The 23,051-nt window shown below is 68.3% G+C and carries 18 protein-coding genes and 1 pseudogene; 12 read left to right on the top strand and 7 right to left on the bottom strand.

Annotation, left to right across the window (positions count from 1 at the left end; translation table 11 throughout):
* The first annotated feature begins 51 nt into the window (after positions 1-51).
* The 4 genes from FJ887_RS15725 to FJ887_RS15710 are packed head-to-tail and all read left to right on the top strand — an operon-like array spanning position 52 to position 4,717.
* A complete protein-coding gene (locus FJ887_RS15725) occupies positions 52-1,539 on the top strand; it encodes a GntP family permease (protein WP_140955596.1) in 1,488 nt (495 codons plus the stop codon).
* Positions 1,536-2,906, top strand: coding sequence for a four-carbon acid sugar kinase family protein (locus FJ887_RS15720; RefSeq protein WP_140955595.1), 1,371 nt, complete (start codon positions 1,536-1,538; stop codon positions 2,904-2,906). Before FJ887_RS15725 ends, FJ887_RS15720 begins: the two co-directional genes overlap by 4 nt.
* A 42-nt stretch (positions 2,907-2,948) precedes the next feature.
* Positions 2,949-3,995, top strand: a complete 1,047-nt coding sequence (gene pdxA / locus FJ887_RS15715; RefSeq protein WP_140955594.1) for a 4-hydroxythreonine-4-phosphate dehydrogenase PdxA — start codon at positions 2,949-2,951, stop codon at positions 3,993-3,995.
* Entirely contained in the window at positions 3,995-4,717 is a 723-nt protein-coding gene (locus tag FJ887_RS15710; protein ID WP_140955593.1) for a DeoR/GlpR family DNA-binding transcription regulator, read from the top strand. Before pdxA ends, FJ887_RS15710 begins: the two co-directional genes overlap by 1 nt.
* 19 nt (positions 4,718-4,736) lie before the next feature.
* On the opposite strand, the gene FJ887_RS15705 is transcribed toward FJ887_RS15710, so the two are convergent.
* From FJ887_RS15705 to FJ887_RS15695, 3 genes and pseudogenes are all read right to left on the bottom strand, one after another.
* Positions 4,737-5,666, bottom strand: a complete 930-nt coding sequence (locus FJ887_RS15705; protein WP_181365674.1) for a hydroxyquinol 1,2-dioxygenase — start codon at positions 5,664-5,666, stop codon at positions 4,737-4,739.
* 33 nt (positions 5,667-5,699) lie between these two features.
* Positions 5,700-6,728 (bottom strand): annotated as a pseudogene (locus FJ887_RS15700) (maleylacetate reductase); the annotation flags it as partial.
* Positions 6,725-8,554 (bottom strand): FAD-dependent oxidoreductase, encoded by a 1,830-nt coding sequence (locus FJ887_RS15695; protein WP_140955592.1) that lies wholly within the window; start codon positions 8,552-8,554, stop codon positions 6,725-6,727. The gene FJ887_RS15695 and the pseudogene FJ887_RS15700, both read right to left, overlap by 4 nt.
* A gap of 152 nt (positions 8,555-8,706) precedes the next feature.
* Between FJ887_RS15695 and FJ887_RS15690 the strand changes: the two genes are divergently transcribed.
* Entirely contained in the window at positions 8,707-9,678 is a 972-nt protein-coding gene (locus FJ887_RS15690) for a helix-turn-helix domain-containing protein (RefSeq protein WP_181365668.1), read from the top strand.
* 33 nt (positions 9,679-9,711) lie between these two features.
* Here the strand turns inward: FJ887_RS15690 and FJ887_RS15685 are convergent, their stop codons facing one another.
* Positions 9,712-10,431 (bottom strand): FadR/GntR family transcriptional regulator, encoded by a 720-nt coding sequence (locus tag FJ887_RS15685; RefSeq protein ID WP_137824214.1) that lies wholly within the window; start codon positions 10,429-10,431, stop codon positions 9,712-9,714.
* Between the two features lie 97 nt (positions 10,432-10,528).
* On the opposite strand from FJ887_RS15685, the gene FJ887_RS15680 reads away from it, so the two are divergent.
* The 7 genes from FJ887_RS15680 to FJ887_RS15650 all read left to right on the top strand — a co-directional run bounded on the left by FJ887_RS15680 (position 10,529) and on the right by FJ887_RS15650 (position 19,302).
* Complete coding sequence (locus FJ887_RS15680) at positions 10,529-11,407, top strand: VOC family protein (RefSeq protein WP_140955590.1); 879 nt, start codon at positions 10,529-10,531, stop codon at positions 11,405-11,407.
* Positions 11,408-11,459: 52 nt separating this feature from the next.
* Positions 11,460-12,302, top strand: a complete 843-nt coding sequence (locus tag FJ887_RS15675; protein WP_140955589.1) for a fumarylacetoacetate hydrolase family protein — start codon at positions 11,460-11,462, stop codon at positions 12,300-12,302.
* Positions 12,303-12,559: 257 nt separating this feature from the next.
* A complete protein-coding gene (locus tag FJ887_RS15670) occupies positions 12,560-13,453 on the top strand; it encodes a universal stress protein (RefSeq protein WP_140955588.1) in 894 nt (297 codons plus the stop codon).
* Between the two features lies 1 nt (position 13,454).
* Positions 13,455-14,972 (top strand): MocR-like pyridoxine biosynthesis transcription factor PdxR, encoded by a 1,518-nt coding sequence (pdxR, locus tag FJ887_RS15665; protein WP_140955587.1) that lies wholly within the window; start codon positions 13,455-13,457, stop codon positions 14,970-14,972.
* A 170-nt stretch (positions 14,973-15,142) separates the two neighbouring features.
* Positions 15,143-16,516, top strand: a complete 1,374-nt coding sequence (locus FJ887_RS15660; protein WP_250786265.1) for an aspartate aminotransferase family protein — start codon at positions 15,143-15,145, stop codon at positions 16,514-16,516.
* A 7-nt stretch (positions 16,517-16,523) separates the two neighbouring features.
* Positions 16,524-17,693, top strand: coding sequence for a phosphotransacetylase (locus FJ887_RS15655; RefSeq protein ID WP_140955585.1), 1,170 nt, complete (start codon positions 16,524-16,526; stop codon positions 17,691-17,693).
* Between the two features lie 61 nt (positions 17,694-17,754).
* Complete coding sequence (locus FJ887_RS15650; protein WP_137824221.1) at positions 17,755-19,302, top strand: APC family permease; 1,548 nt, start codon at positions 17,755-17,757, stop codon at positions 19,300-19,302.
* A gap of 61 nt (positions 19,303-19,363) precedes the next feature.
* On the opposite strand, the gene FJ887_RS15645 is transcribed toward FJ887_RS15650, so the two are convergent.
* From FJ887_RS15645 to FJ887_RS15635, 3 genes are all read right to left on the bottom strand, one after another.
* Positions 19,364-21,127, bottom strand: a complete 1,764-nt coding sequence (locus tag FJ887_RS15645; protein WP_350457230.1) for a cobaltochelatase CobT-related protein — start codon at positions 21,125-21,127, stop codon at positions 19,364-19,366.
* A 1-nt stretch (position 21,128) separates the two neighbouring features.
* Positions 21,129-22,136 carry an AAA family ATPase gene (locus FJ887_RS15640; protein WP_249356414.1) on the bottom strand — a complete coding sequence of 336 codons (1,008 nt, stop codon included), beginning with the start codon at positions 22,134-22,136 and terminating at the stop codon, positions 21,129-21,131.
* Between the two features lie 73 nt (positions 22,137-22,209).
* Positions 22,210-23,025 (bottom strand): IclR family transcriptional regulator, encoded by an 816-nt coding sequence (locus FJ887_RS15635; protein ID WP_137824223.1) that lies wholly within the window; start codon positions 23,023-23,025, stop codon positions 22,210-22,212.
* Between the last annotated feature and the right edge of the window lie 26 nt (positions 23,026-23,051).

Here is a 23,051-nt window from a genome sequence, read left to right as displayed (position 1 = left end):
GACACCGCACCTCTGACCGGACCGACCGGTCAGCCTCAACGTGGAGGACCCATGGACCTGCAGCTCATCCTCGCCCTCGTCGCCGGGATCGCGACGATCGTCGTCATCGTCCTGGCCACCCGCCTCGACGCCTTCATCGCACTCCTCCTCGCAGCGATCGTCACCGGCATCGTCGCCGGTGAAGATCTGCTCTCGATCGTCGACGCCGTGACCACCGGGTTCGGCAACACCCTCGCGAGCATCGGCATCGTCATCGGCCTCGGCGTGGGCATCGGCAAGATCCTCGAGGTCTCCGGCGCCGCCGACTCGCTCGCCCGCGCCTTCCTCCGCGCCTTCGGCAGGGGCCGTGAGCCCTGGGCGATGGGCACCGTCGGATCCCTCGTCTCGATTCCCGTGTTCTGCGACTCCGGGTACGTCATCATGAACCCCCTCGCCCGCTCGATCGCCCGCGTCAAGCGCGGCGGCTACATCACGCTCGCCCTCGCCCTCGGGGCCGGCATGACGCTGACCCACCACATGGTCCCGCCGACCCCTGGCCCGCTCGCGGCGACCGGCATCCTCGGCGCGGATCTCGGAGCCGTCATCCTCACCGGTCTCATCTTCACCGTCATCCTCCTGCCGGTCGTCGTCATCTACGCCCGCTGGATCGGACCGAAGCTCGAACCCTTCCTCAACGTCAAGGTCAAGCACGACGTCTACGCGACGGTGACCGCGGGAGCCCCGGAGTCTGCAGGACCAACGGCGACCGCGGCTACGGGCACGCCCGCCGCTGATGCGACGGCCGCCGGATCCGCAGCGCCGGACACCGGTGACGGCATCGCGGGCCCGCGGATCTCGGGAGCCAAGCAGCCGGGTGCGTTCCTCGGCTTCCTCCCGCTCATCATCCCGCTGCTCCTCATCGTCGCGAACACGGTGTCGACGGCGATCGACCGCAACGCTCAGGGGATGCTCGCCGGCGATGACTATGAGCCGTCTGCCTGGGTCGCTCCCATCGCGTTCCTCGGCAACCCTGTCGTCGCCCTCATCATCGGCCTCGTCCTCGCCGTCTACACCCTCCTGCCGCGTCTGACCCCGCGCACCCAGGTCCAGAGCTGGCTCGCCGACGCCGCGGCGTCGGCCGGGCTCATCCTCCTCATCACCGGCGCCGGCGGCAGCTTTGGCATGGTGCTGCGTGAATCCGGGGTCGGAGACGCCCTCGCCGAGGCGATCGCCTCGATCAGCCTGCCCGCTCTCCTCGTCCCGTTCATCATCGCCTCCCTCGTGCGCATCGCACAGGGTTCGGGCACGGTCGCCATGATCACCGCCGCCTCGGTGACGGCCCCGCTCATCGCCCCGCTCGGACTCAGCCCGCTCGTCGCGGTCATGGCGTGCACCGCGGGATCGATGGTCTTCTCCTACTTCAACGACTCGTACTTCTGGGTCGTCACCCGCTTCGCCGGCCTCGACGGGGTGCAGGCGATCAAGGGCTGGTCGGGAATCACGACCGCCGTGTGGCTGGGTTCCATCCCGCTCCTCTTCGTCCTCGACGCGGTCGCATGAGCAGTGCAGACGGCGACGCTGAGACGTCGCGCATCCTCATCATCGCCGACGACCTCACCGGCGGGAACGCGTGCGGGGCCCTCTTCGCCGAGGCGGGTCTGCGGACGATCACCGTGACCGGGACGAGTGCGACGGAGACGGTCGACCTCGACGTCCTCCTCGACGACTACGACGCCGTCGTCCTCAACGCCGACTCCCGGCACCTGCCCGCGGCCACCGCGGCCGAGCTCATCGCAGAGCTCGTGGCGAGCGCGGGCGACGTCGACCTCGTCGCCTGCCGGATCGACACGACGCTGCGGGGCAATGTCGGGGTGAGCGCCGAGGCGGCGCTGACTGCCCGCCGGCAGCTCGCCGCCGGCGCGGACGGCCCGGCCAGCAGGGTCATCGGCCTCTGCATTCCCGCCTTCCCTGCCGCCGGCCGCACGACGGTCGAGGGGCTGCAGCTGCTCGACGGACGCCTGCTCGAACACACGGAGTTGCGCCGCGACGTCCGCTCCCCCATGTACACCTCCGATGTCGCGCAGATCCTGCGCGACGGCACCGACCTCGACTGCCATCTCATCGACATCTCCCAGGTGCTCGCCGGTCGCCACGCCGTCCGGGAGGCGGTGTTCGCCGGCATCGCCTCAGGTGCCGACGTCATCATCGTCGATGCGCTCACCACCGAGCACATCGAACTCGTCGGCTCCGTCGTCGCCGCCGTGACCCGCGAGATCGCCGCCGGTGGGGCGACCCGCCTGCCGGCGAATCCGGGCACGGGCGAGCTCCTCGACTGGGTGACGATCGATCCCGGCCCCGGCAGTCTCGCCCTCGCCCTGCCGCTGCTGCCGACCCGCCCCAACGGTGTCATCCTCGGGATCTCCGGGTCGGCCACCGAGGTCACCCGTGCCCAGCTCGCGACGCTGAACGAGGACCCGCTCATCTCCGTCCTCCGCGTCGTCCTCGACGACGAGGGGCTGCCCGATGTCGAGGCCACGATCGCACGGGTCGACAGCGTCACCTCGGCGAAGGCGATCATCATCGCCACCGTCGTCGACGCCTCCGACCTGCGCGAGCTCAGCAGCGCCGCGTCCGAGGAGACGACCCGCAGGCTCGCTGCCATCGCCGAGCTCATCATGACCTCTCCGGCCGTCACCGGCCTCTACACCACCGGCGGCGATGTCACTGCCGCGGTGATGCGCGCCGTGGGCGCCGTCGGGATGGAACTCGAGCGGGAGATCATCCCGCTCGCCGTCGGCGGTCGCCTCGTCGGCGGACGCGCCGACGGTCTGCCCATCGTCACCAAGGGCGGGCTCATCGGCGATGCCGACACGGCAGCCCTCTGCCTCGACTACCTCATGGCGACCTCCCGGGTCGGGCAGGGATGAGCCCGATGCCGACCATTGACCGCACCACCGAAGGAGCATGACATGACCGCACCCGTCCTCGCCGTGACCGTGGGAGATCCCGTCGGGATCGGCCCGGAGATCACCGCCCAGGTGCTCGCGGAGTTCTCCGCCCGCGACGACCAGCACGGCGTCGCCGTCGCCGATCTCGCTGTGATGAGACGCGCCGTCGACGTCCTCGGACTCGACGTCGAACTCCGCCCGATCACCGACTTCGCGACCGCCTCGGCGGGAGAGGGCGTCATCGACGTCTTCGACATCGGCGTGCTCGGTGACGACCTGCCCGACTGGGGCGTCGTCGACGCGCGCGCCGGCCGGGCCGCGGTCACGGCCATCGAAGTCGCGACCAAGGCGGCGATGGATGAGGAGATCGCCGGCATCGTCACCGGACCGATCAACAAGGAGGCCGTGTGGCAGTCCGGCTCTGAGCACCTCGGGCACACGGAGATGCTCGGTGAGCTCACCGGGGTGACGAAGCAGGACACGATGTTCGTCGTCGAGAACGCGAAGGTCCCCGACCACAAGCTCCAGATCTTCTTCGCCACGCGGCACATGTCGCTGCGGAAGGCGATCGACGCGCTGTCCGTCGAGACGCAGATCGATTCGATCGAACGCGCCCATCGGGCCCTGCAGCTCTACGGGGTCACCGCTCCGCGCCTCGCCGTCGCCGCCCTCAATCCGCACGGCGGGGAGAACGGGGCGTTCGGGGACGAGGAGATCGAGATCCTCCGACCCGCCGTCGATGCCGTCAACGCCGCCGGCCGGTTCGACGTCGCCGGCCCCATCCCCGCCGACTCGGTCTTCCACCAGGGGCTGACCGGCCGCTTCGACGGGGTCCTCTCGCAGTACCACGACCAGGGGCACATCGCCTCGAAGACGTACGACTTCGACGGCACGATCTCCGTGACCGTGGGCCTGCCGATCCTGCGCACCTCCGTCGACCACGGCACGGCCTTCGACATCGCCGGACGGGGACTCGCCGATGCCGGCACGATGCGCTCGGCCTACCGTGCGGCGATCGGCTATGCGCCCTTCGTCGACGGCATCCGCGCGGAGTACCTGCCGCGGTGATGGCCGTGCGCAGCGGCACGGCCAAACGCCGCGACGACATCCGGTCCCGGCTGAAGTCGGGGGCGTGGTCGATCCCGCGCCTGGCCGCTGAACTCGGGACCTCGGAGTCGACGATCCGGCGGGATCTGCGGGAGCTGGCCGAGGCCGGCGAGGTCATCCGCACGATCGGCGGGGCGACTGCCGCCGGGTACGTCGAACCCCCGCTCGGTCAGCGGATGGAGCACCAGGCCGAGGCGAAGGACGCGATCGCCGCCCACGCCGTGAGCCACCTGAGCGGGCAGGTCCGCACGATCTTCCTCGACGCCGGATCGACGACCGTGCGGGTGGCCGAGCGCCTCCGTGACCGCGATGACCTCATCGTCATCACGCGAGGTCTCGAGATCGCCCTGACGCTCGCACACCCGAACGGTCCGCGTGTGACCATGGTCGGCGGTGAGGTCTCGACGCTCTCACACGGGACGACGGGAGCGCTGAGCGATCACGCACTCGCACGCCTCCACGTCGACGTCGCGTTCCTCGGCGCCGACGCCGTCGACCCGGACGTCGGGATCGGAGAGCCGACGCTCGCCGAGGCGCGGACGAAGGAGCTCATCGCCGAGCGCGCCCGCAGCGTCATCGTCCTCGCCGACTCCTCGAAGTCCGTTCGCGAGGTCGCGGCGTGGGCGCCGCTGCCCGACGGGTGGATCTGGATCGACGAGACCGGCGCACGAGCCACCGGGTGACCTGCGGCAGCACCCGTCGTCAGACGCCTGCGGGAGCGAGCACGATATCGAAGCGCGTGCGCGACCACGGCACGTCACCGAGGTCCCGGCCGTCGGGAGTGGGGGTGCCCGCCGGCTGCTGCGCGAAGTCCTTGATGAGGGAGTCCTTGACACCGAAGACCGAATCGCTGGTCAGCAGTTCGTCACCGGAGACGAAGATGTGGGTGACGAGCGTGCGCAAGCCTGAGGCCGTGACCATGAAGTGCAGGTGGCTCGCCCGCATCGGCGAGCGCCCCGTCGCCGCCAGCAGCCGCCCCACCGGGCCGTCGTCGGGAATCGGGTACGGGGTGGGGGTGAGCGCCCAGAACCGGAACGACCCGTCGTCGTCGGAGAACAGATGCGCCCGCCCGTAGACGCGGTCGTCATCGTGCTGGACGTCGTAGAGACCGTCCTCGTCGGCTTCCCAGACCTCGATGCGGGCACCGGACACGGGATTGCCGTCGGTGTCGCGGACGACGCCTTCGACCCAGCAGGGCTCTCCGACACCGCCCCCGGCGATGTCCCCTCCGGCGGGGATGAGCGGGGCGTCGTCGACGAAGAACGGTCCGAACACCGTCGCCTCGGTGGCATCACGGTACGGCTGGTTGCTCACGTTGATCGTCTGCATCGATGCGCCGAGGACGTCGGAGAGGAGGATGAATTCCTGCCGGCGGTCGTCGGTGATGTGTCCGACGTCGGTGAGGAATCCGATCGCCTGATTCCATTCGTCCTCGGTCAGCCGCACGTCGCGGATGAGTCCGTGGAGGTGGGTGACGACCGCGGTCATCAGCTGCCGGAGGCGGTCGTCGGGGGTGCCTGAGAACGAGGAGATGACGGTGTCGATGAGCCTCTCCTCGACCGCGGCCGGGGTGAGCCCGGCATCGTCCCCGGCCGCCTCGGCGGTCCCGGCTGTCGGGCCCTGCGCAGCGATGGTCTGCGGGTCGTCGCCGCGCCAGGCGGCGGTGAGCAGCGCGGTGAGGTTTTCCCGCGTCACCGGCTGGGGGTTGTCACCTGGGATCGCTTCGAGGGCGAGGTCGACCGCCTCGGCGATGTCCCCGGAGGCGAACCCCAGCTCCGACAGTGCCCGCGGGGCGCCGACGGCCTCGCGCAGCCGCTGGAGTCCGGCGACCGCGGTCTCGGCTCCGAACGCCTCCGCCATCCGCGCTTCGGCCTCGGGCACGGCGGGGGCGTTGAAGGCGAGCACATAGGGCAGGACGATCGCGTGGGTCTGGGCGTGCGGGAGGTTGAAGGTGCCGCCGAGGACGTGGGCGATCTTGTGGTGCATGCCCGATCCCGCCGAGGCGAAGGCGACGGCGGCGAGGTAGGCGCCGTAGAGCGTGGACTCGAGCCCGGCCAGTGCGGAGGATTCCGCGCCGAGCTGCGGCAGCCCCTCGCTCAGCACCCGGATGCCTTCGACGGCGAGCGCCCGGTTGATCGGGTCGGCGGCCGGGGCCCACAGCGAGTCGATGCAGTGGGCGAGGGCGTTGAGGCCCGAGGCGACGGCGAGGTCGTGAGGCAGGCCGCGCAGCAGTTCGGCGTCGTAGATGACCGTGCGCGGCAGGACCGCATCATCGACCCCGGTGCGCTTGCGGCCGTTCTCGGTGCGCCCCCACACGTTCGTCGCCTCCGAGCCGGAGAACGTCGTGGGCACGGCGATGACGGGGATCCGCGTCTGCAGTGCGACGGCCTTCGCCAGCCCCGTCGCCGAACCGCCGCCGACGCTGACGACGAGGTCGATGTCGCCGATTTCGGCGGCGGCCACGGCACGGTCAGCCACCTCGGCGGGCACGTGCATGACGACCTCACGGTGCCACAGGGCGACCGGGAAGTGCTCGGTGAAGTCGGTGACCTTGTCCGCGGCGGACCCGGAGACGATGACCATGACCCGTTCGGCCCCGATGCGCTCGACCTCCGCGGCGACTGAGGCAGCGACCTGCCCGGTGCCGAAGACGACGCGCTGGCCGAGGGTGGTGTGCGTGAAATCGAGGGTCATGCGATGTCACCGAGCCTTTCGTCGGAGTCTGCCGGTCTCGTCGCCAGGATAGCGGCGAGAGCTGAGGTGAGCTGGTCGGCGGCGTCGTCGGGCAGGGAGGGCACCCGCCACGCGACGTGTTTGTCGGGACGGACGAGGATCGCACCGTCCTCGGCGACGTCGCGGAGGCGATCCCAGTCGAAGTAGAGGTCGGTGACGTCGCGGTCGGGGCCGATGACGACGGTGCCGATGTCGACGCCGAGGCGCTGCCCGGCCGTCTGCGCCGCCTCCTCCCAGCCGGCGCCGGTCGTCCCGGTGAGGAGGGTGAACCGGGTGTACGGGGCGAGGTCGTGAGTGGAGAGCTTCTCCCGCGAGTTGCCGACCCAGGCATGGGGCAGGCGCACACCGGGATCCGTGCCTGCCTGGTAGTAGAGTTCGGGATCGCGCGGGTTCTCCGCAGGCTCCCGGTCGTCGGCGACGACGGCCGTGGAGACGTAGCGCTGTCCGAGTTCGACACCGTGGGCGTTGAACTCGTAGTTCTTCACCTCCATCGCCTCCCTCACCTTCGCTCGCATCGCTGCGCCGTCGGCGGTGGCATCCTTGCGGGCGGCGATCGCCTCGTTCATCTCCTCCTCGGTCTGGTCGGGAGTGAGCCCGAGGGCGTCGAAGAGCTGGGCGAACTCACGACCGGACTTGTTGGCCCGGGTGACGATCTGCTCGGCGACCGGGGCGCGCTCGGCGCTGTAGGTCTCGAGCAGGTCCTCTCCGGCCTCGCCGCGGAGGACGGCTGCGATCTTCCACGCGAGGTTGTAGGAGTCCTGGATCGAGGTGTTCGATCCCAGTCCGTTCGACGGCGGGTGCTTGTGCACGGCATCCCCCGCGCAGAACACCCGGCCCGACTGGAGGCGGCTCGCATACTGTTCGTTGTTGCCCCACAGCGAGATCCCGGTGATCGTCGCGTCGAGGTCCGGGTCGCCGATGAGGTTGCGCACGATCTGCAGCGCGTCGGCCTCGGTGACCTCCGGCGGCCCCTGCGCGATGTCGAAGCCCCACACGATGAGCCACTCGTTCCACGGTCTGACCATGCGGACGAGTCCCGCGCCGATGCCGCCGATGTTCGATCCCGGCTGGATGACCCAGTAGAGGACCGAGGGCCGGTGCCCGACGAGCTTCTCGAGGTCGGCGGTGAAGGTGATGTTCATCGACCCGGCGATGTCCATGTCCCCGACCATGGGCAGGTCGATGTCGGCGGCGACTTTCGACCGGGCGCCGTCGGCGCCGATGAGATACTTCGCGCGGATCGTCAGCACCCGGCCGGTCAGGCGGTCGAGGACCTCGACGTCGACGTGGTCGGGATGCTGGGTGTGGGAGAGGTATTCGGCGGAGAAGCGGGCCTGCGTGCCCCGCATCGTCGCATTCTTCACGAGGATCGGCTCGAGGTAGGTCTGCGGGATGTCGCAGTTGAGCGACGGCGAGGCGAGTTCGTAGTCGGCGTGCCGGGCCGGGTGGTTTCCCCAGGTGAGGATCCGGCCGATCTCCTCGCCGGCGATGGACGTGCAGAAGACGGTGTCGCCGATCATCTCGTGCGGGGTCGCCTCGGCGAGGACCTGATCCTCGATGCCGACGTCGCGGAAGATCTCCATCGTCCGCTGGTTCGTGATGTGGGCACGCGGGGTGTTCGCCGTCCACCGGTACTTCGTGATCATGATGTTGGGGATCCCGAGGGTCGAGAGGAACAGCGCCGCTGAGGCGCCTGCCGGCCCCGAACCGACGATGAGGACGTCGGTGTCGACGATGTCCCCGTCCGGGGTGGCTGTCTCTGCGACTCCGTCGTCGAAGATGACCATGGTGACTCTCCTTGTCGTGTGGTGCGGTGGTTTCCGCTTGGCCTCGAGGGTGGCACGGGCCGGTGCGCGGGGTCATCTCGCCGAGGTGATCGTGGCCGAAATCGTCAAAAAGCTGAGATCTGGGTCACGCGGGCACGGCTACGATGAGAGGCATGATCGCGAGTGCGGGAGACCCACCGGTGCGAGCGCGGTTCTCCACCGACGCCGCGCCTCCCGCGCGCCGTGTCGAGGACTGGGAGGCCTACCACGCCGCGGCCCTCGTGGGGCTGCGCACCGTCTCCGCCGGCGGCGCCGCCTTCCGCGCGGTGACCTCGACCCTCGACCTCCCGCAGGTGCGCATCGCCAAGGTCACGGGCACTCCGCACTCCGTGCGGCGCGGGCCTGCCGAGATCGCCGGCCACCCGGCGTCAGGGGCACTCGTCTATCTGCCGCTGCGGGGAGCGAGCACGTTCGCCCATCGGGGAGGACAGCTCACGCTGGGGCCCGGCCGGGGCATCGTCGTCGACGGTGACACCGCGTTCGCGCGCAGCCTCGGAGCCGGAGTCGATGAGCTCGTCGTCCGACTGCCCCGCCCCACTCTCACCGATCTCACCGGCGGGTCCTCGTGGCCGACCCCGACCGTTCTCGACCTCGACGACTCCGCGAGTCCGACCGCCCCGGGCCGGGCCTTCGCCGAGGTGGCCGAGGGCCTCATCGACCGTGGCCTCGGCGGGGGCGCGCCTCTTGAGGGCCGCCTCCTCGACCTGCTCGGCAGCGTGCTCGGCGCGGCCGCGCCCGGCGGGGGCATCGTCGAGGAGGCGCTCACCGTCATCGCCGACCATCACCGGGAGCCCGATCTGAGTGCCGCGCGCATCGCCGGTCACCTCGGGGTCTCGGAGCGGCAGCTGACCCGCATCCTCGCCGAGGCGGGGCTGAGCGTGCCCCGCGCCGTGCTCGGTGCCCGCCTCGACACGGCGGCCGGGCTGCTCGCCGATCCGCACGCCGCGGGCCTGAGCATGGCTGAGGTCGCCGCGAGCAGCGGCTTCCGGTCGGCAGCGCAGTTCTCCCGCACCTACCGCGACCGCTTCGGCATCCCTCCCCTGCGTCACCGCCGACAGCTCTCAGCCGAACTCCCCGGCAGCTGAGCTGGTGGGCGAACTGGCCAGATGAGCGGCGTGTCAGCCGTTGAGGTTGTGGAGGGCGATGAGCTCGCGGGCGCGCTCCCCGCTGCGCGCTTCGATCGCGTCGACGATCTCGACGTGGAGGTCGAAGCGGGACCGCACGTACTCCGGCAGCGGGGCGTCCGCGCTGCCGGCGATGCTCACGGCGTGGTCCTCGAGCAGCCCGAGGACGCCGAGGTAGACGGATCGGAGCATCTGGCTCGGCGACGCCTCGGCGATGACGCGGTGGAGCGCCCAGTTCGCCCGGGCGAACTCGAGGTGCTCGCCGGCGTCGAGGGCAGCGCGCATTCTCTCCAGCTGTCCGCGCATCCCGGCGATGTCGGCCGCCTGTGCGGAGGCCACGGCGTCGTCGATGAGCAGCGGGTCGAGGGCGTCACGGATGCGGATGGCGTCGGGGACCGACGGTTCGGCGGTGTCGAGGGCGAGCATCGCATTGCCGAGTCTGGCGATGGCGGACTGCTCGTCGACGAAGATGCCGCCTCCGGGTCCGGGCTTCATCGTCACGTATCCGCGCGCTTGGGCCAGGGCGAGCGCCTCGTTGAAGGTGCCGACGGACACTCCGCATTCGGTGCGCAGGGTCTCCTTCGTCCCCAATCGAGTGCCCGCAGCATGGCGCTGGGCGATCGCGATGATCATCGCTGTCGCGGTCTCCGTGCGGCTCGCCGCGGTTCCGGCGGACGTCGCCGCCGCCTCGGCGATCTGCTTCGTTGCAGTCATCGCCACCTCCTTGTCACGTCACTCTTGATTATCCACGATTCGCTGATATCGTAATCATCATAATCATTATATCGATTAGCTCAATGAGGAGTACGGCATGACCGCACAAGGATCCATCTCGGAAATCGGCTACGTCTCCCTGCTCACCAGGGATCTCCACGCCTCCATCTCCAATGCCGTCGACGTCTTCGGTCTCGTCGAGACGGAGTCGACGGCGAAGAAGGCGTTCCTCACCGCGCAGAACAAGCACCACGAGCTCGTCTACACACAGTCCGACCAGGACGCCGTCGACCATCAGGGACTCGTCGTCGAGAACTCCGCGGAGCTCGAGGCGATCCGTGCCAAGGTCGATCGCGGCGGATACCGGATCGTCTCCGAGCAGCCGATCGAGGACCACATCGAGGAGGGCTTCGCCTTCGTCGGTCCCGAGGGCTTCACGTGGCAGATCTACACCGAGAAGCTCGACTACAGCATGCTCAAGCGGGGCACGACGGCGCCGGACCGTCTCGGCCACACGAACATCCAGGTCCTCGACGCCCCGGCGCAGACGGAATTCTTCAAGGACGTCTTCAACTTCGCCGTCTCCGACCAGATCGGCAACGAGCACTTCTTCATGCGGTGCAACAACGACCATCACGGGGTCGCGATCTTCACCTCGAACAAGACGGGCATCCATCACCACGCCTGGCAGGCCGGGAATGTCTACGACCTCGTCCGCCTCGGCGACCGCCTGGCCCGGCGGGGTGCGCGACTGGCCTGGGGGCCGGTGCGACACGGGGCCGGCGACAACGTCGCCGTCTACTACGTGGAGCCGACCGGCGCGGTCATCGAGTACTACTGCGACATGGAGACGATCCGCGACAAGGATCGCCCGGCCCGCCATTGGGATCCCGACGATCTCTACTGGATCAACCAGTGGGACGGTCAGGTGCCGGCAGAGATCCTCGATCACGGAATTCCCAATCGTCAGCGCTGAGCTTCGCGCCTGACCGCCATCACGATCACGCCACCGAGACAGAAGGACACCCATGAAACTCGCCAACCACAACTCCCGCGCCGTCATCGTCACCGCCGACAACCAGGGCATCGATGTCGCCACTGCCAGTGACGGTCGATTCGGACCCGAGATCCAGAACGTCTACGACCAGTGGGAGGATTTCCTCGCCTGGGCACCGGAGGCGACCGGAGAGACCGTGACCATCGACCCCGCGCAGCTCGGAGCGGTCTCCCCGCGACCGCTGCAGTCGATGGGAGTGGGCCTCAACTACGCAGAGCACGTCACGGAGAGCGGCTTCGACACCCCGGACAAGCTGCCGCCCGTGTTCCCGAAGTTCCAGTCCTCGATCACCGGGCCCTACACGACCGTCAAGCTCGTCGCCGAGGGGGACAACGACTGGGAGGCCGAGCTCGTCATCGTCATCGGCCGCGAAGCCCACGACATCGCCACGGGCACCGGCTGGGACTACGTCGCCGGCGTCACGATCGGCCAGGACATCTCGGAGCGCGTGATCCAGCTCGACGGCCCGGCTCCGCAGTTCGGGCTCGGCAAGTCCTTCCCCGGCTACTCCCCCACGGGTCCGTGGCTCGTGACTCCCGATGAGCTGCCCAACCGCGACGATCTCGCGATCTCGGGCACCCTCGACGGAGAGGTCGTCCAGGACGGACGCACGAGTCAGATGCTCTTCGACGTGCCCTCTCTCGTCGAAAAGCTCGCCGAGATCATCACCCTTCACCCCGGGGACATCATCTTCTCCGGAACCCCGTCGGGAGTCGGCTTCACCCGCGAACCGCCGAAGCTCCTCCAGCCGGGGCAGGTCCTCGAGACGACGATCGAGGGCATCGGCACGATCCGCCAGGAGTTCGTCGGCTGATCACCAAGCCAGGCCGCTGAGGTCGGGTCGGCACAGAGGGGCGGAGGCGCAGGCCTCCGCCCCTCTGTACGTCTCTCTCGAAAAACCGGAACGCTGCGCGGAGAAACTCCACAGAATTCGAAACCAAGTTGCCTTTGCTCATCTCTCATGCCGAACGAGGTTGTGATCGATTCGCCCTCGCCCCTATAGTGGCGAGCATCGGCGCGAACACCGACGTTCTCAATGCCGACTCGTTTCGACCTGCCGGAGGGTGAGCCATGCGCTATGTAGTCGGACTGACGAAGGACAGCAGGGGCCGCGACGCGATCTCCTTGGCGACGACTCTGGCGCAGTCACTCGATGACCCCGGCGCGGTAGAGATCGATCTCGTCCACGTCATCAGCGGCGCGCGCCCGGATGATGCCGCCACCCCTCAGGAGCGGGAGTACCAGCGCCTCAAGGCGGACGAAGCGGAGGAGTGGATGGCGAAGTCCCTCTTCCTCATCCCGAAGACCCTGCGAGCGCGCGCGACGATCCACTTCGCCGACTCGATGGCGGAGGGGATCCTCGAGGTGGCCGCCGCCGGGCGCACCGATCTCATCATCGTCGGAGCGGCCAGCCACGGACCGTTCCGCCGTTTCACCGTGGGATCCGTCGCCAACGCGCTTCTCCACACCGCCACCGCCCCGGTGGCCCTCGCTCCGGCAGGCTACCTGCCGCCCAGCGATCTCACCCGCATCACGTGTGCGCTGGGCACTCGGACCGGCGCCGAGGCGGTGCTCCAGGTGGCCGTCGACTCGGCCGTCCTCCATCGCGTCCCGCTGCGGATCATCTCACTCGTCTCCCTCGACGCCCGCGCCGCCGTTCCCGCGGCGAACGCCCCCGACAAACACGCCGAGCGCGTGCTCGAGGAGGCATCGGCCAGCGTCGACGGCGCCGTCGACGTCTCCGTCGACATCGCTCGCGGACGCTCGACGGAAGCTGCGATCGAGAGCCTCGACTGGAGCGAGGGAGAGATCGTCCTCATCGGGTCGAGCCGACTGGCTCAGCGCCACACGATCTTCCTCGGAACGACAGCCAACAAGATGCTGCGCAGTCTGCCCGTGCCCATGGTCGTCATCCCCCGGTACCATCCCCTCGACGGTGCGGACAGTCCGTCCCAGCCGATCTGAGATGAGCGCGAAATCCGACGATCAGCACGACCGTCGCCGGACCGAGATCCGATCGCCGATCGAGATCAGCGCCGCTGCCGATGAACCCCTGTACCGGCAGTTGCGGAAAGCCCTCGAGCATCAGATCATGTCCGGAGCGTTCAACCTCGACACCCCCCTGCCGTCCTCCCGGACGCTGGCTCGCGAGATCGGAGTCTCACGCAACACCGTCAACGCGGCGATCCAGGAACTCGTCGCCAGCGGACTCGTCGAAGCCCGCTCGCGCAGCGGCCACTTCGTCAATCGCGAGCTCGTCGAGGGAGAGACGGAGACGACTGAGCGAGTGCCGGATCGAGCGGAGACGATCGACTGGGCCGCAAAGGTGCGCGTGGGGGCGGACGCCGCACTGCCGGAGATCGTCAAGCCCAAAGACTGGCGCTCCCGTCCGTACCCCTTCGTGGCGGGCCAGATCGATCCCGAGGAGTTTCCCCGCCTCGCCTGGGCGAAGGTGCTGCGCACCGCGATGGACCCCGAACATCTCTGGCACTCCGTGCGCGACGCCGTCGACGAGGACGATCCGATGCTCGTCGACATGCTGTGTCAGCGAATCCTGCCGGCGCGCGGCATTCACGTCGGCGCGGAGAACGTCCTCATCACCGCCGGCTCGCAACAGGGTCTCGACCTTCTCGCGCAGATGCTCGTCCGCCCCGGAATGCGCGTCGGAGTCGAAGATCCCGGATACCCAGATGCCAAGCACTCCTTCGCCCGGATGGGAGGGAGCCTCGAGGGCATCCCCGTCGACCGCCGTGGAATGGTCGTTCCCGACAGCCCGCCCGATCTCCTCTACGTCACACCCAGCCATCACTGCCCGAGCAATGTCACCCTCGACTCAGCACGGCGGCGACAGCTCCTCGCGCAGACACGCGCCGCCGACTCGCTCATCATCGAGGACGACTACGATTCGGAGTTCCGCTACCGTGGCAAGCCCACCCCTGCACTCAAAGCACTGTCGGGGTCCGATCATGTCATCTACCTCGGGTCGTTCTCCAAGTTCCTCGCCCCCGGTCTGCGGCTGGGATACATCGTCGCCGATGCCGGGCTCATTCGACGGCTGCGCACCCACCGCCGCTATTCCATCCGCCACGTCTCCGGGCACACGCAGCGCGCCATGGGTCTGCTCATCGAATCCGGGCAGTATCAGCGCACCGTCGTTCGCCGCCGCAATCATCTGCGGCAGAAATGGCTGTGCCTCACCGAGGCGCTGACAGCCGAACTGCGGTGGACGATCCCCTTCCCGGCCGGCGGGGTGAGCGTATGGATCGCCGGTCCGCCCGAACTCGACGCCCGCGAGCTGACCGCCGAATGCCTGCGGCGAGGGGTCGTCATCGAAGGCGGTGACGCATACTTCCTCGAACCGCAACGCTCGCGCAACCATTTCCGCCTCGGCTTCTCCGTCATCGGACTCGACGCAATCCCCTCCGGTGTCAAGGAGTTGAGAATCGCGCTCGAATCCCTGCTCGGCAGTCCTCTGACCAGCTGAGATGCTTCCTCCCAGCTGGTACCAAAGAAATGCCACCGGATTGGGACTTCAGCCGCGCGCCCGTCGGAACCAGAGTGAGACCAGGATCACTTCCATCGGTGATCTCGGCCGTGCACAACGTCGTGACGGCCACGACTGCAGGATTGGAGAGTCGCGTGACGAACTCGGATATGAGAAGCCGTGCACAGAAGCACCTGTTCCCTCACTTCACCACCGGGAAGGTGTGGAACGACGACAGTCTGCCGATCATCGTCGGCGGTGAGGGAAGCTATCTCACCGACGAGAACGGCGACCGCTACCTCGACGGCCTGGCCGGCCTATTCTGCGTCAACATCGGACACGGGCGCGCGGACATCCCACAGGCCGCTTTCGAGCAGATGAGCCGACTCGCCTACTGGACGAACTGGGGCTCAGCCCACCCAGCAGCCATCGACGCGGCGACCTTCATCGCCGAGCACGCACCGGGCGACCTGGAGACCGTGTTCTTCGTCAACTCCGGGTCCGAAGCCGTCGAATCCGCCGTGAAGTTCGCACGCCAGTACCACGTCGCGCAGGGCGAACCGCAGCGCACGAAGATCATCGCCCGCGACATGGCGTACCACGGGACCACTCTCGGGGCCCTCGCCGTGACGGGGATTCCGGCCTACAAGGCACCCTTCGGCGATCTCATGCCGGGCGTCTTCCACGTCCCCAACACCCTCGGGGAGACGATCCCCGAAGGCGGCACGGCTGCGGATCTTCCCTCGATCCGCGCCATCCGCGAGCTCATCGCCGCCGAGGGCGGGGACACCTTCGCAGCGCTCTTCGCCGAGCCTGTGCAGAACTCCCGCGGTGCTCTCGTTCCTCCTGACGGCTACTGGCAGGAGCTTCGCAGGATCTGTGACGAGCACGGGATCCTTCTCGTCGCCGACGAAGTGATCACCGGATTCGGACGCCTCGGCGAGTGGTTCGGTTCGATCAAGTTCGACGTCGTCCCCGATCTCATCACCTTCGCCAAGGGCTCCACCTCCGGCTATGCGCCCTTGGGCGGCGTCATCATCCGCAAACCGCTGGCAGAAGAAGTGCTGGCCTCACCGCAGGCGGGCCTGTTCACGCACGGCGCCACCTGGGGCGGGCATCCGGTGAGCACCGCGGTCGCCGTGGCGAATCTGACGGCCGTCGAGAACGAGAACGTGCTCGGCAACGTCCGCAGCCTCGAACCCTACTTCCAGAACGGCCTCGACCGGATCGTCGACGATCATCGCAGCATCAGGGAGTATCGGGGGGCCGGATTCTTCTATGCCATCGAGATGATGGGTGATCGGGAGACCGGTCGCGAACTCACCCCGGAGGAGTCGAAGACCGTTCTCACCGAGGTGATCCCCGCGGCGATGAGAGAGGTTCAGCTCATCACGCGGCCCGACAACCGCGGGGCGACGATGCTCGTGCTCTCACCGCCGCTGACCGCCGACCAGGACGTCCTCGACGACCTGCTCACGAAGGTCGATCACGTCATGAGCTCAGTCGACGCCCACCTCGGCGCCTCGCTGCTCACCACCGTCTGAGGCAGCGATGAGCAGCTCACCGGTCGCAGACGCCGCGCCCGACCTCGCCGGGAAGCCGACTGCGACGCCGGACGGCATCGACGATCTGCTCGTCTCACGAGTGTGCGAGGAGGGCGCGGGGCTACCTGCACCCCGGATCATCCTCCCCGAGGGAGACGATGAACGGGTGGTGCGTGCGGCCGGTGTGCTCGCTGACCTCGGTTTGGCTCCCATGCTCGTCGGCGATGCGAGCACGGTCTGCTCACTCAGCGCGGAGGGCGGCCGGAGTCGGCGGGACCTCCCGTCGATCGATGCGGCCGACCTCGCCCACGGCGCGGCCGGCGGCATCATCCGAGCGAAGGCGGTGGGACGACATGCGGAAGCGGCCGACACCTGGTTGAGCGATCCCGTCCACCTGGGAATGGCCGCCGTCGAGGCCGGCATCGGGGACGTCGTCGTCGCCGGTGCGACTCGCCCCACTGCCGACGTCATCCGCGCTGCGCTGCGGATCCTCGGTCTGGCTCCGGGCACCGCACTGCTCAGCTCGTCGTTTCTCATGAAGCTCGCTGACGGCCGGTATCTCGGGTTCGGCGACTGCGCCGTGGTGCCGAACCCGGATGCCGCCGAGCTCGCCGCGATCGCCCGCGCCACCGCGGACACCTTCACCTCGATCACCGGGGAGTCGCCGGCGGTGGCGATGCTCTCGTTCTCCACCGCCGGCTCAGCCGATCACCCCGACCTCGAGATCATCCGCTCGGCGACAGCCGCCCTGAGCGCAGATCACCCCGAGCTCGAAGTCGACGGGGAGCTCCAGTTCGACGCTGCCCTGATCGACTCCGTGGCGCGCGCCAAGGCACCCGATTCGACCGTGGCGGGGCACGCCAATGTGCTCATCTTCCCCAATCTCGCCGCCGGCAACATCGGCTACAAGATCGCTGAGCGCCTCGCCCATGCACAGGCCTTCGGGCCACTGCTCCAGGGCCTGTCTTCGCCTGTCAACGACCTTTCGCGCGGGGCCAGCGCAGCCGACATCGTCAATGTCGCCCTCATCACCGCCCTCCAGCATCTGACGACGCAGAGCCGCAACCGGCACTCCGGCGCAGATCCCACTCAACGTGCGGCCGCGCGGCGCACCGGCGCCACGGGCACCCGCCCTCAGCGCCCCCATTCACCGCGCCGAACGATCACACGTTCGTGATTGAAGAAGAGGTTCCATGTCCGAGTCAACAGAGCATTCGACCCCACAGACAGCCCCAGCCATGACCGCACACCACGACCACAATCAGCCTGAAAGACTTGCGAAGACGCTCAAACCGCAATGGGTCTTCGCCATCGCCCTCGGCTCGGCGGTCGGGTGGGGAGCATTCATCCTTCCCACGGACTGGCTCGCCACGGGCGGACCACTGGGCGTGCTCACGGGTTTCGGCATCGGCGCAGCACTGATGATCGTCATCGCGGTCAGCTACGGCTTCCTCATCCGCACCTTTCCTGTGTCCGGTGGTGAGCTCGCCTACGCGCTCATCGGCTTCGGTCGCGTGCAGGCGTTCTTCGCAGGGTGGTTCCTCACCTTGGGCTACATCTGCATCGTCGCCCTCAATGCCTCGGCGCTCGCGCTCCTCTTCCGCACGCTCATGCCCTCGATCATCGAAACCGGATATCTCTACACGGTCGCCGGATGGGACGTCTACCTGCCGGAGGTCCTCATCTCAATCACCGCGCTCATCGTGTTCGCCCTGCTCAACATCCGCGGCAGTGCGATCTCCGGCCGCATCCAGTTCTGGGCCTGCGTGATCATGATGGTCGCCGTCGCCGCGATCCTCATCGCCGTGCTCGCGAGTCCGATCTCCGTCATGGCGAACATGTCGCCGAGTCTGCCCGACGGCGTCGACCCGTCGGCGGCGATCTTCGCCATCGTCGCCATCGCCCCGTGGGCCTTCATCGGATTCGACAATGTCCCCCAAGCCGCAGAGGAGTTCGACTTCTCCCCGAGCAAGGCGATGCGGCTGATCATCCTCGCCATCCTCGCCGCCGCGGCCCTCTACATGGCGATGGTCTTCGCCGTGGCGGTCGCCGAACCGTGGCAGGAGCTCGCGACGTCCGGATCGGCGTGGGGCACCGCCGAGGCGGTCACCGGAATCATGGGCGGCTCCGGCCTGTTCCTGCTGGCCGTGGCCATCACGATGGGGGTGAGCACCGGCCTCAACGGCTTCTACGTCTCCGCCAGTCGCATCCTGCTCGCCATGGGCCGGGCACAGATGATTCCGCCGGTCTTCGCCCGTCTCCACCCGAAGTACAAGACCCCGCACATCGGGATCCTCGCCGTCATGCTCATCTGCCTCATCAGCCCATGGTTCGGCCGTGCCGCACTGACGTGGGTCGTCGACATGTCCTCGATCGGCGTGACGATCGCCTACCTCTACACCTGCCTGTGCGCCTTCCGCATCTTCCGTCCCAGCAGTGAAACTCCGGCCGCGGATGCCCTGCCGGGCACCTATTCGACGGTGAAGAAGGTCCTCAGCGGTCTCGGTGCCGTCATTGCAATCTTCTTCATGTGCCTGCTCCTCATTCCGGGTTCGCCCGGAGCACTGGGCAAAGAGTCCCTCATCGCTCTGGCCGTCTGGATCGTCATCGGCATCGTCTTCTTCGTCTCCCGGATCAGGCACAACCGCCGCCTCACGGACGCTCAGGTCGACATGCTCGTCCTCGGAAGCGAGCGTCCGGCGCCGACCCGCTTCAGAGAACGCGCGGAGCTGCGCCGTGAGGGCGCACTGCCGCAGGCCGATGACAGGACGTCACGCGAGGGATGAGAATGCTCGCGGGCTGAAAGTCCGAGCGCCACGGCGATGATGTCTGAGCAACCGGTCACGCTCAGACATGACCGCCGTGACGTCCCAGCGCGGTTCGCAGAGCCTCGACGACCGCGCGGGTCGAGGCGCGATCGCCCAGCGTCTCCGGGTCGAGAGCGATCGCCGACTGGTAGAAATCGGAGACGTCGCATCCGAGGCCGACTCCGATGAGGTGACGGTCCGGACGCGCTTCGGCCGTGATCGTCGCAACGAGGTCCCGCGCCAGATAGTCCTCGTCGTTGGCCTCCGCGGTCGCCCCGTCTGCCGGACTGCCGTCGCTGACGACGACGAGCACGGTGCGCGCGGCACCGACCCGGTCGAGGCGCGTGAGCGCCCAGCGCACCGCTTCCCCGTCGACGCCCTCCCGGTACAGCGAGAGCTTGAGCACGCCGGCCAGATCGAAGCGAGCCCGGCGGGCGGTGGTGGCGGAATCCTTGAAGACGAGGTGGTCGATCTCATTGAGTCGACCGATGCCTGGCGGCGAACCGGACCTCTGCCAGGACGTCTTCGGTCGTCCGCCGTTCCACGCACCGGTGGTGAAGCCGAGGACTTCGGTGACGACGTCGAGACGATCGAGGGCGGTGACGAGACCATCGAGAAGTGCGGCGATTCCGGCGGCGTGGGGCTTCATCGACCCCGAGCAGTCGAGCAGGAACGCCACCGCAGTGTCCGGCTGACCTGTCGTCGTCACATCCCTGAAGACACGGCGCTCCCCCGGTGAGGTGATGAGACGGGAGAGTCGGCGCGGATCGAGGACGCCGGATTCTCCGTCCTCCAGATCGCAGACCTCGACCGGAGCGGCGACGACGGGCTGGAGTCGACTGATGATCGGCGCCACCGGAGCTCGCCGGTCCTGCGTCTGCTCATCGAGCTGCCGACGCAGATCACGCAGCTGAGCCGGGCGGACGACCTCGGCGATGTGACGCGTGGTGTCGAAGCTCGCGTCCCAGATCGCGTAGCCGCGACCGGCCGTTCCCGGCGACTCCGACGACCCGCCGGGGGCGGCGAAGGGGCTCTCGGAGACATCGAGAACGAGCGAGAACGCCGACGCGGTGACCCCGCGGCGCGGTCGGACGCCCTGGCCCCACTGCTCCTCGTTCTCGGCCATGCGCGCCGCCACGAAGGCGGCGAAGTCGAGTGCGGCGGGAAGGAACGCCGATTGGGACGTCCGAGTCCGTCGCAGGCGGACCAGGAGCCCACCCATGTCGGCGGCGAGATCCGCTCGCGTCGCCTCGACGAGGTCGACGCAGTCCTCGCTGATCGGCTCTCCGGTGAGCGTCGAGCGCGCGACCACCGTGATCGTGAGCAGGAGGATCCCCTGGTGGGTCTCGTGCAGCCGCGAACCGAGGAACTCCCGGCACCACTCGGTGTGGCGCTGCGCGAGATTCTGTCGCACCCCGGGCAGGTCCGCCAGGGCCTCGCACCGGAACTGCTCGAGGACCTCGACGACGAGCCGTTCTGCCGTCGAGTCAGGAAGGGCTGACCTGTGCTCGCCGAGGTCGCTGTGCCGCATCCGCAGCGCCATCGCATCGGCGGCTCCGCGCAGGGACGAGAGGCCGGCATCGGCCACCGAGGGATAGAGATGCGGCGCGTTGAGAGGAAGTCTCCCGTGGGCGCCGATGGGACGGGCGCCCCAGCGGTCGAGGTCGGGGTCTCCCGACAGTGCCCGCATCACACCTGCCAGTGTCCGGTCGATGCGTCGCTGCTCGTCGGCGCTCCGCGAACGGGATCGGGCGGCGTCGTCGCGGTTTCCCGACGCGACTCGCGGTCGGGTCGACGGGTCCACCTCAGTCCACCGACAGCGAGGTCAGCACGGCGGGATCGGTGCCGAAGCCGCGTTGGAGGAATTCGCCGAGCAGGACGTGTTCAGACGGGTCGCAGCGGTTGGCGAAGGAGAACTTGAAGGCGAGTTCGACGTCATTGAAGATCAGCGCATTCTGCGCCCAGGAGATGACGGTGCGCGGAGACATGAGAGCGGAGAGATCCCCGGCGGCGAAGCCCGTGCGGGTCATGTTCGCCACCGAGACCATGGTCTCCGCCGTTTCCCTCCCGAACCGCTCGACGAATCCCGGCACCTGGCCGGTGACGACGTCGAACTCACGCTGCGGCGTCAGATAGTCGAGCTTCGCGACGATGCCCCATCTGTCCAGCTGGGCCTGGTTGAGTCGCTTGACCCCGCTGTAGAGACCGTTGAGGTTGCCCAATCCGACGGTGTTCGCCGTCGCGAAGAGACGGAACTGGGGGTGCGGACGGATGACGCGGTTCTGTTCGGTGAGCGTGAAGAGGCCCTCCCGCTCGAGCAGCCGCTGGATGATGAACATGACCTCGGGCCGGCCTGCGTCGTACTCGTCGAAGATCAGCGCCATCGGTCGGCCGAGGGCGAACGGAACGATTCCGTCTTCGAAGCGGGTGCGCGGATGGCCGTCTTCGATGACGACCTGGTCCTTGCCGACGAGATCGGTGCGGGAGATCTGACCGTCGAGGTTGATCCGCATGACCGGCCAGTTGAGGCGTGCCGCGACCTGCTCGATGTGCGTGGACTTTCCCGTGCCGTGCAGACCCTGGATGAGGACGCGCGAATTGTGGGTGAACCCCGCGAGAATGGCTCTGGTCACCTCCGGGTCGAAGCGGTAGTTCGGATCGATGTCCGGGACGAGGCTGTCCTCGCCGGCCAGCCTCGGCACCTGCAGGTCGCCGTCGAGACCGAAGAGCTGACGTGCGGATTCCCAGGTGGTCGTGGCCGCGGCCGGTGGTGGGTCGGACATGGCGCTGCGCGGATCCGTGGCGGTGTGCATGGTCGGCGCTCCCTTCGTCTGGTGTTCCCCGAAGCGAGAGGCGATCCGCTCCGGCGACGCACTCGTGGTCAGATCAGGCGATCTCGGTGCTGCGGTCGATGTCGTCGATACGGGAGATCTTCTCGGCCGCAGCCTGCACCAGCGGCAGGAGAGCGACGAGATCCTCCTCGGACTTCCGGAGCACCGGAGCCTGAATGGCCACACACTGATTCGACCGCCCCGCTTCCCCGGGGACGAGCACGGCCAGGCACACGAGCCCGTCGAGGTACTCCTGGCGGTCGACGGCGAATCCCTGCTCCCTGATCTCGGTGAGCTCCGCGTCGATGCGGTCCGGATCGGTCATCGTGTGAGGGGTGAAGGCCGGCAGCTGCGAACCGGCCAGCAGACGGCGGCGCTGAGTCTCACCGTACTGGGACATGATCATCTTCCCGCTGGCCGATGCGTGGATCGGCACTCGGGCTCCCGCTTCGAGGTGGACCCGCAGGGGATGCTGCGTCTCGACACGATCGAGATAGATGACGTCGCTGCCCGCGACCGTCGTGAGATTGCAGCTCTCCTCGACATCCTCGGCGAGCTGAGCCAGGATCGCACGACGAGCCCCGTGCCGAGTGTCGTTGAGCAGAATGTCCTCGGCCATCCGCCGCAGTCGCGCACCCGTTCCGTAATGGCGGCCGTCGCTGTGCCGCGTGATGAGACCGGCGCTCTCGAGCTGCTGAAGCATTCGGTGAAGCGTGGGCTTGGGCAGTCCGGTCTGCACGACGAGGGACTGCAGGGTGAAGATCTCGTCGCGCGTCGAGATCAGCTCAAGCAGCGAGATGAGGCGCAGCGCCGGCGTCTCCCCGACGAGCGAGAGTTCGGTGCCGAGGCCCGGTTCCGCAAGATTGTCCATGAGCACGCCCTCCTTGGTGTCTCGGA

The organism is Brevibacterium sp. XM4083 (genome assembly GCF_006489205.2).
Classification (GTDB): Bacteria; Actinomycetota; Actinomycetes; order Actinomycetales; family Brevibacteriaceae; genus Brevibacterium.
This window is presented reverse-complemented; position numbering and strand designations above follow the sequence as displayed.

What these genes read in the sequence shown, in the direction of transcription:
- FJ887_RS15725 (WP_140955596.1), top strand. Translation starts at nt 52, where the DNA reads ATGGACCTGCAGCTCATCCTCGCCCTCGTCGCCGGGATCGCGACGATC.
- FJ887_RS15720 (WP_140955595.1), top strand. Translation starts at nt 1,536, where the DNA reads ATGAGCAGTGCAGACGGCGACGCTGAGACGTCGCGCATCCTCATCATC.
- pdxA (WP_140955594.1), top strand. Translation starts at nt 2,949, where the DNA reads ATGACCGCACCCGTCCTCGCCGTGACCGTGGGAGATCCCGTCGGGATC.
- FJ887_RS15710 (WP_140955593.1), top strand. Translation starts at nt 3,995, where the DNA reads ATGGCCGTGCGCAGCGGCACGGCCAAACGCCGCGACGACATCCGGTCC.
- FJ887_RS15695 (WP_140955592.1), bottom strand. Translation starts at nt 8,554, where the DNA reads ATGGTCATCTTCGACGACGGAGTCGCAGAGACAGCCACCCCGGACGGG.
- FJ887_RS15690 (WP_181365668.1), top strand. Translation starts at nt 8,707, where the DNA reads ATGATCGCGAGTGCGGGAGACCCACCGGTGCGAGCGCGGTTCTCCACC.
- FJ887_RS15685 (WP_137824214.1), bottom strand. Translation starts at nt 10,431, where the DNA reads ATGACTGCAACGAAGCAGATCGCCGAGGCGGCGGCGACGTCCGCCGGA.
- FJ887_RS15680 (WP_140955590.1), top strand. Translation starts at nt 10,529, where the DNA reads ATGACCGCACAAGGATCCATCTCGGAAATCGGCTACGTCTCCCTGCTC.
- FJ887_RS15675 (WP_140955589.1), top strand. Translation starts at nt 11,460, where the DNA reads ATGAAACTCGCCAACCACAACTCCCGCGCCGTCATCGTCACCGCCGAC.
- FJ887_RS15670 (WP_140955588.1), top strand. Translation starts at nt 12,560, where the DNA reads ATGCGCTATGTAGTCGGACTGACGAAGGACAGCAGGGGCCGCGACGCG.
- pdxR (WP_140955587.1), top strand. Translation starts at nt 13,455, where the DNA reads ATGAGCGCGAAATCCGACGATCAGCACGACCGTCGCCGGACCGAGATC.
- FJ887_RS15660 (WP_250786265.1), top strand. Translation starts at nt 15,143, where the DNA reads ATGAGAAGCCGTGCACAGAAGCACCTGTTCCCTCACTTCACCACCGGG.
- FJ887_RS15655 (WP_140955585.1), top strand. Translation starts at nt 16,524, where the DNA reads ATGAGCAGCTCACCGGTCGCAGACGCCGCGCCCGACCTCGCCGGGAAG.
- FJ887_RS15650 (WP_137824221.1), top strand. Translation starts at nt 17,755, where the DNA reads ATGACCGCACACCACGACCACAATCAGCCTGAAAGACTTGCGAAGACG.
- FJ887_RS15640 (WP_249356414.1), bottom strand. Translation starts at nt 22,136, where the DNA reads ATGCACACCGCCACGGATCCGCGCAGCGCCATGTCCGACCCACCACCG.
- FJ887_RS15635 (WP_137824223.1), bottom strand. Translation starts at nt 23,025, where the DNA reads ATGGACAATCTTGCGGAACCGGGCCTCGGCACCGAACTCTCGCTCGTC.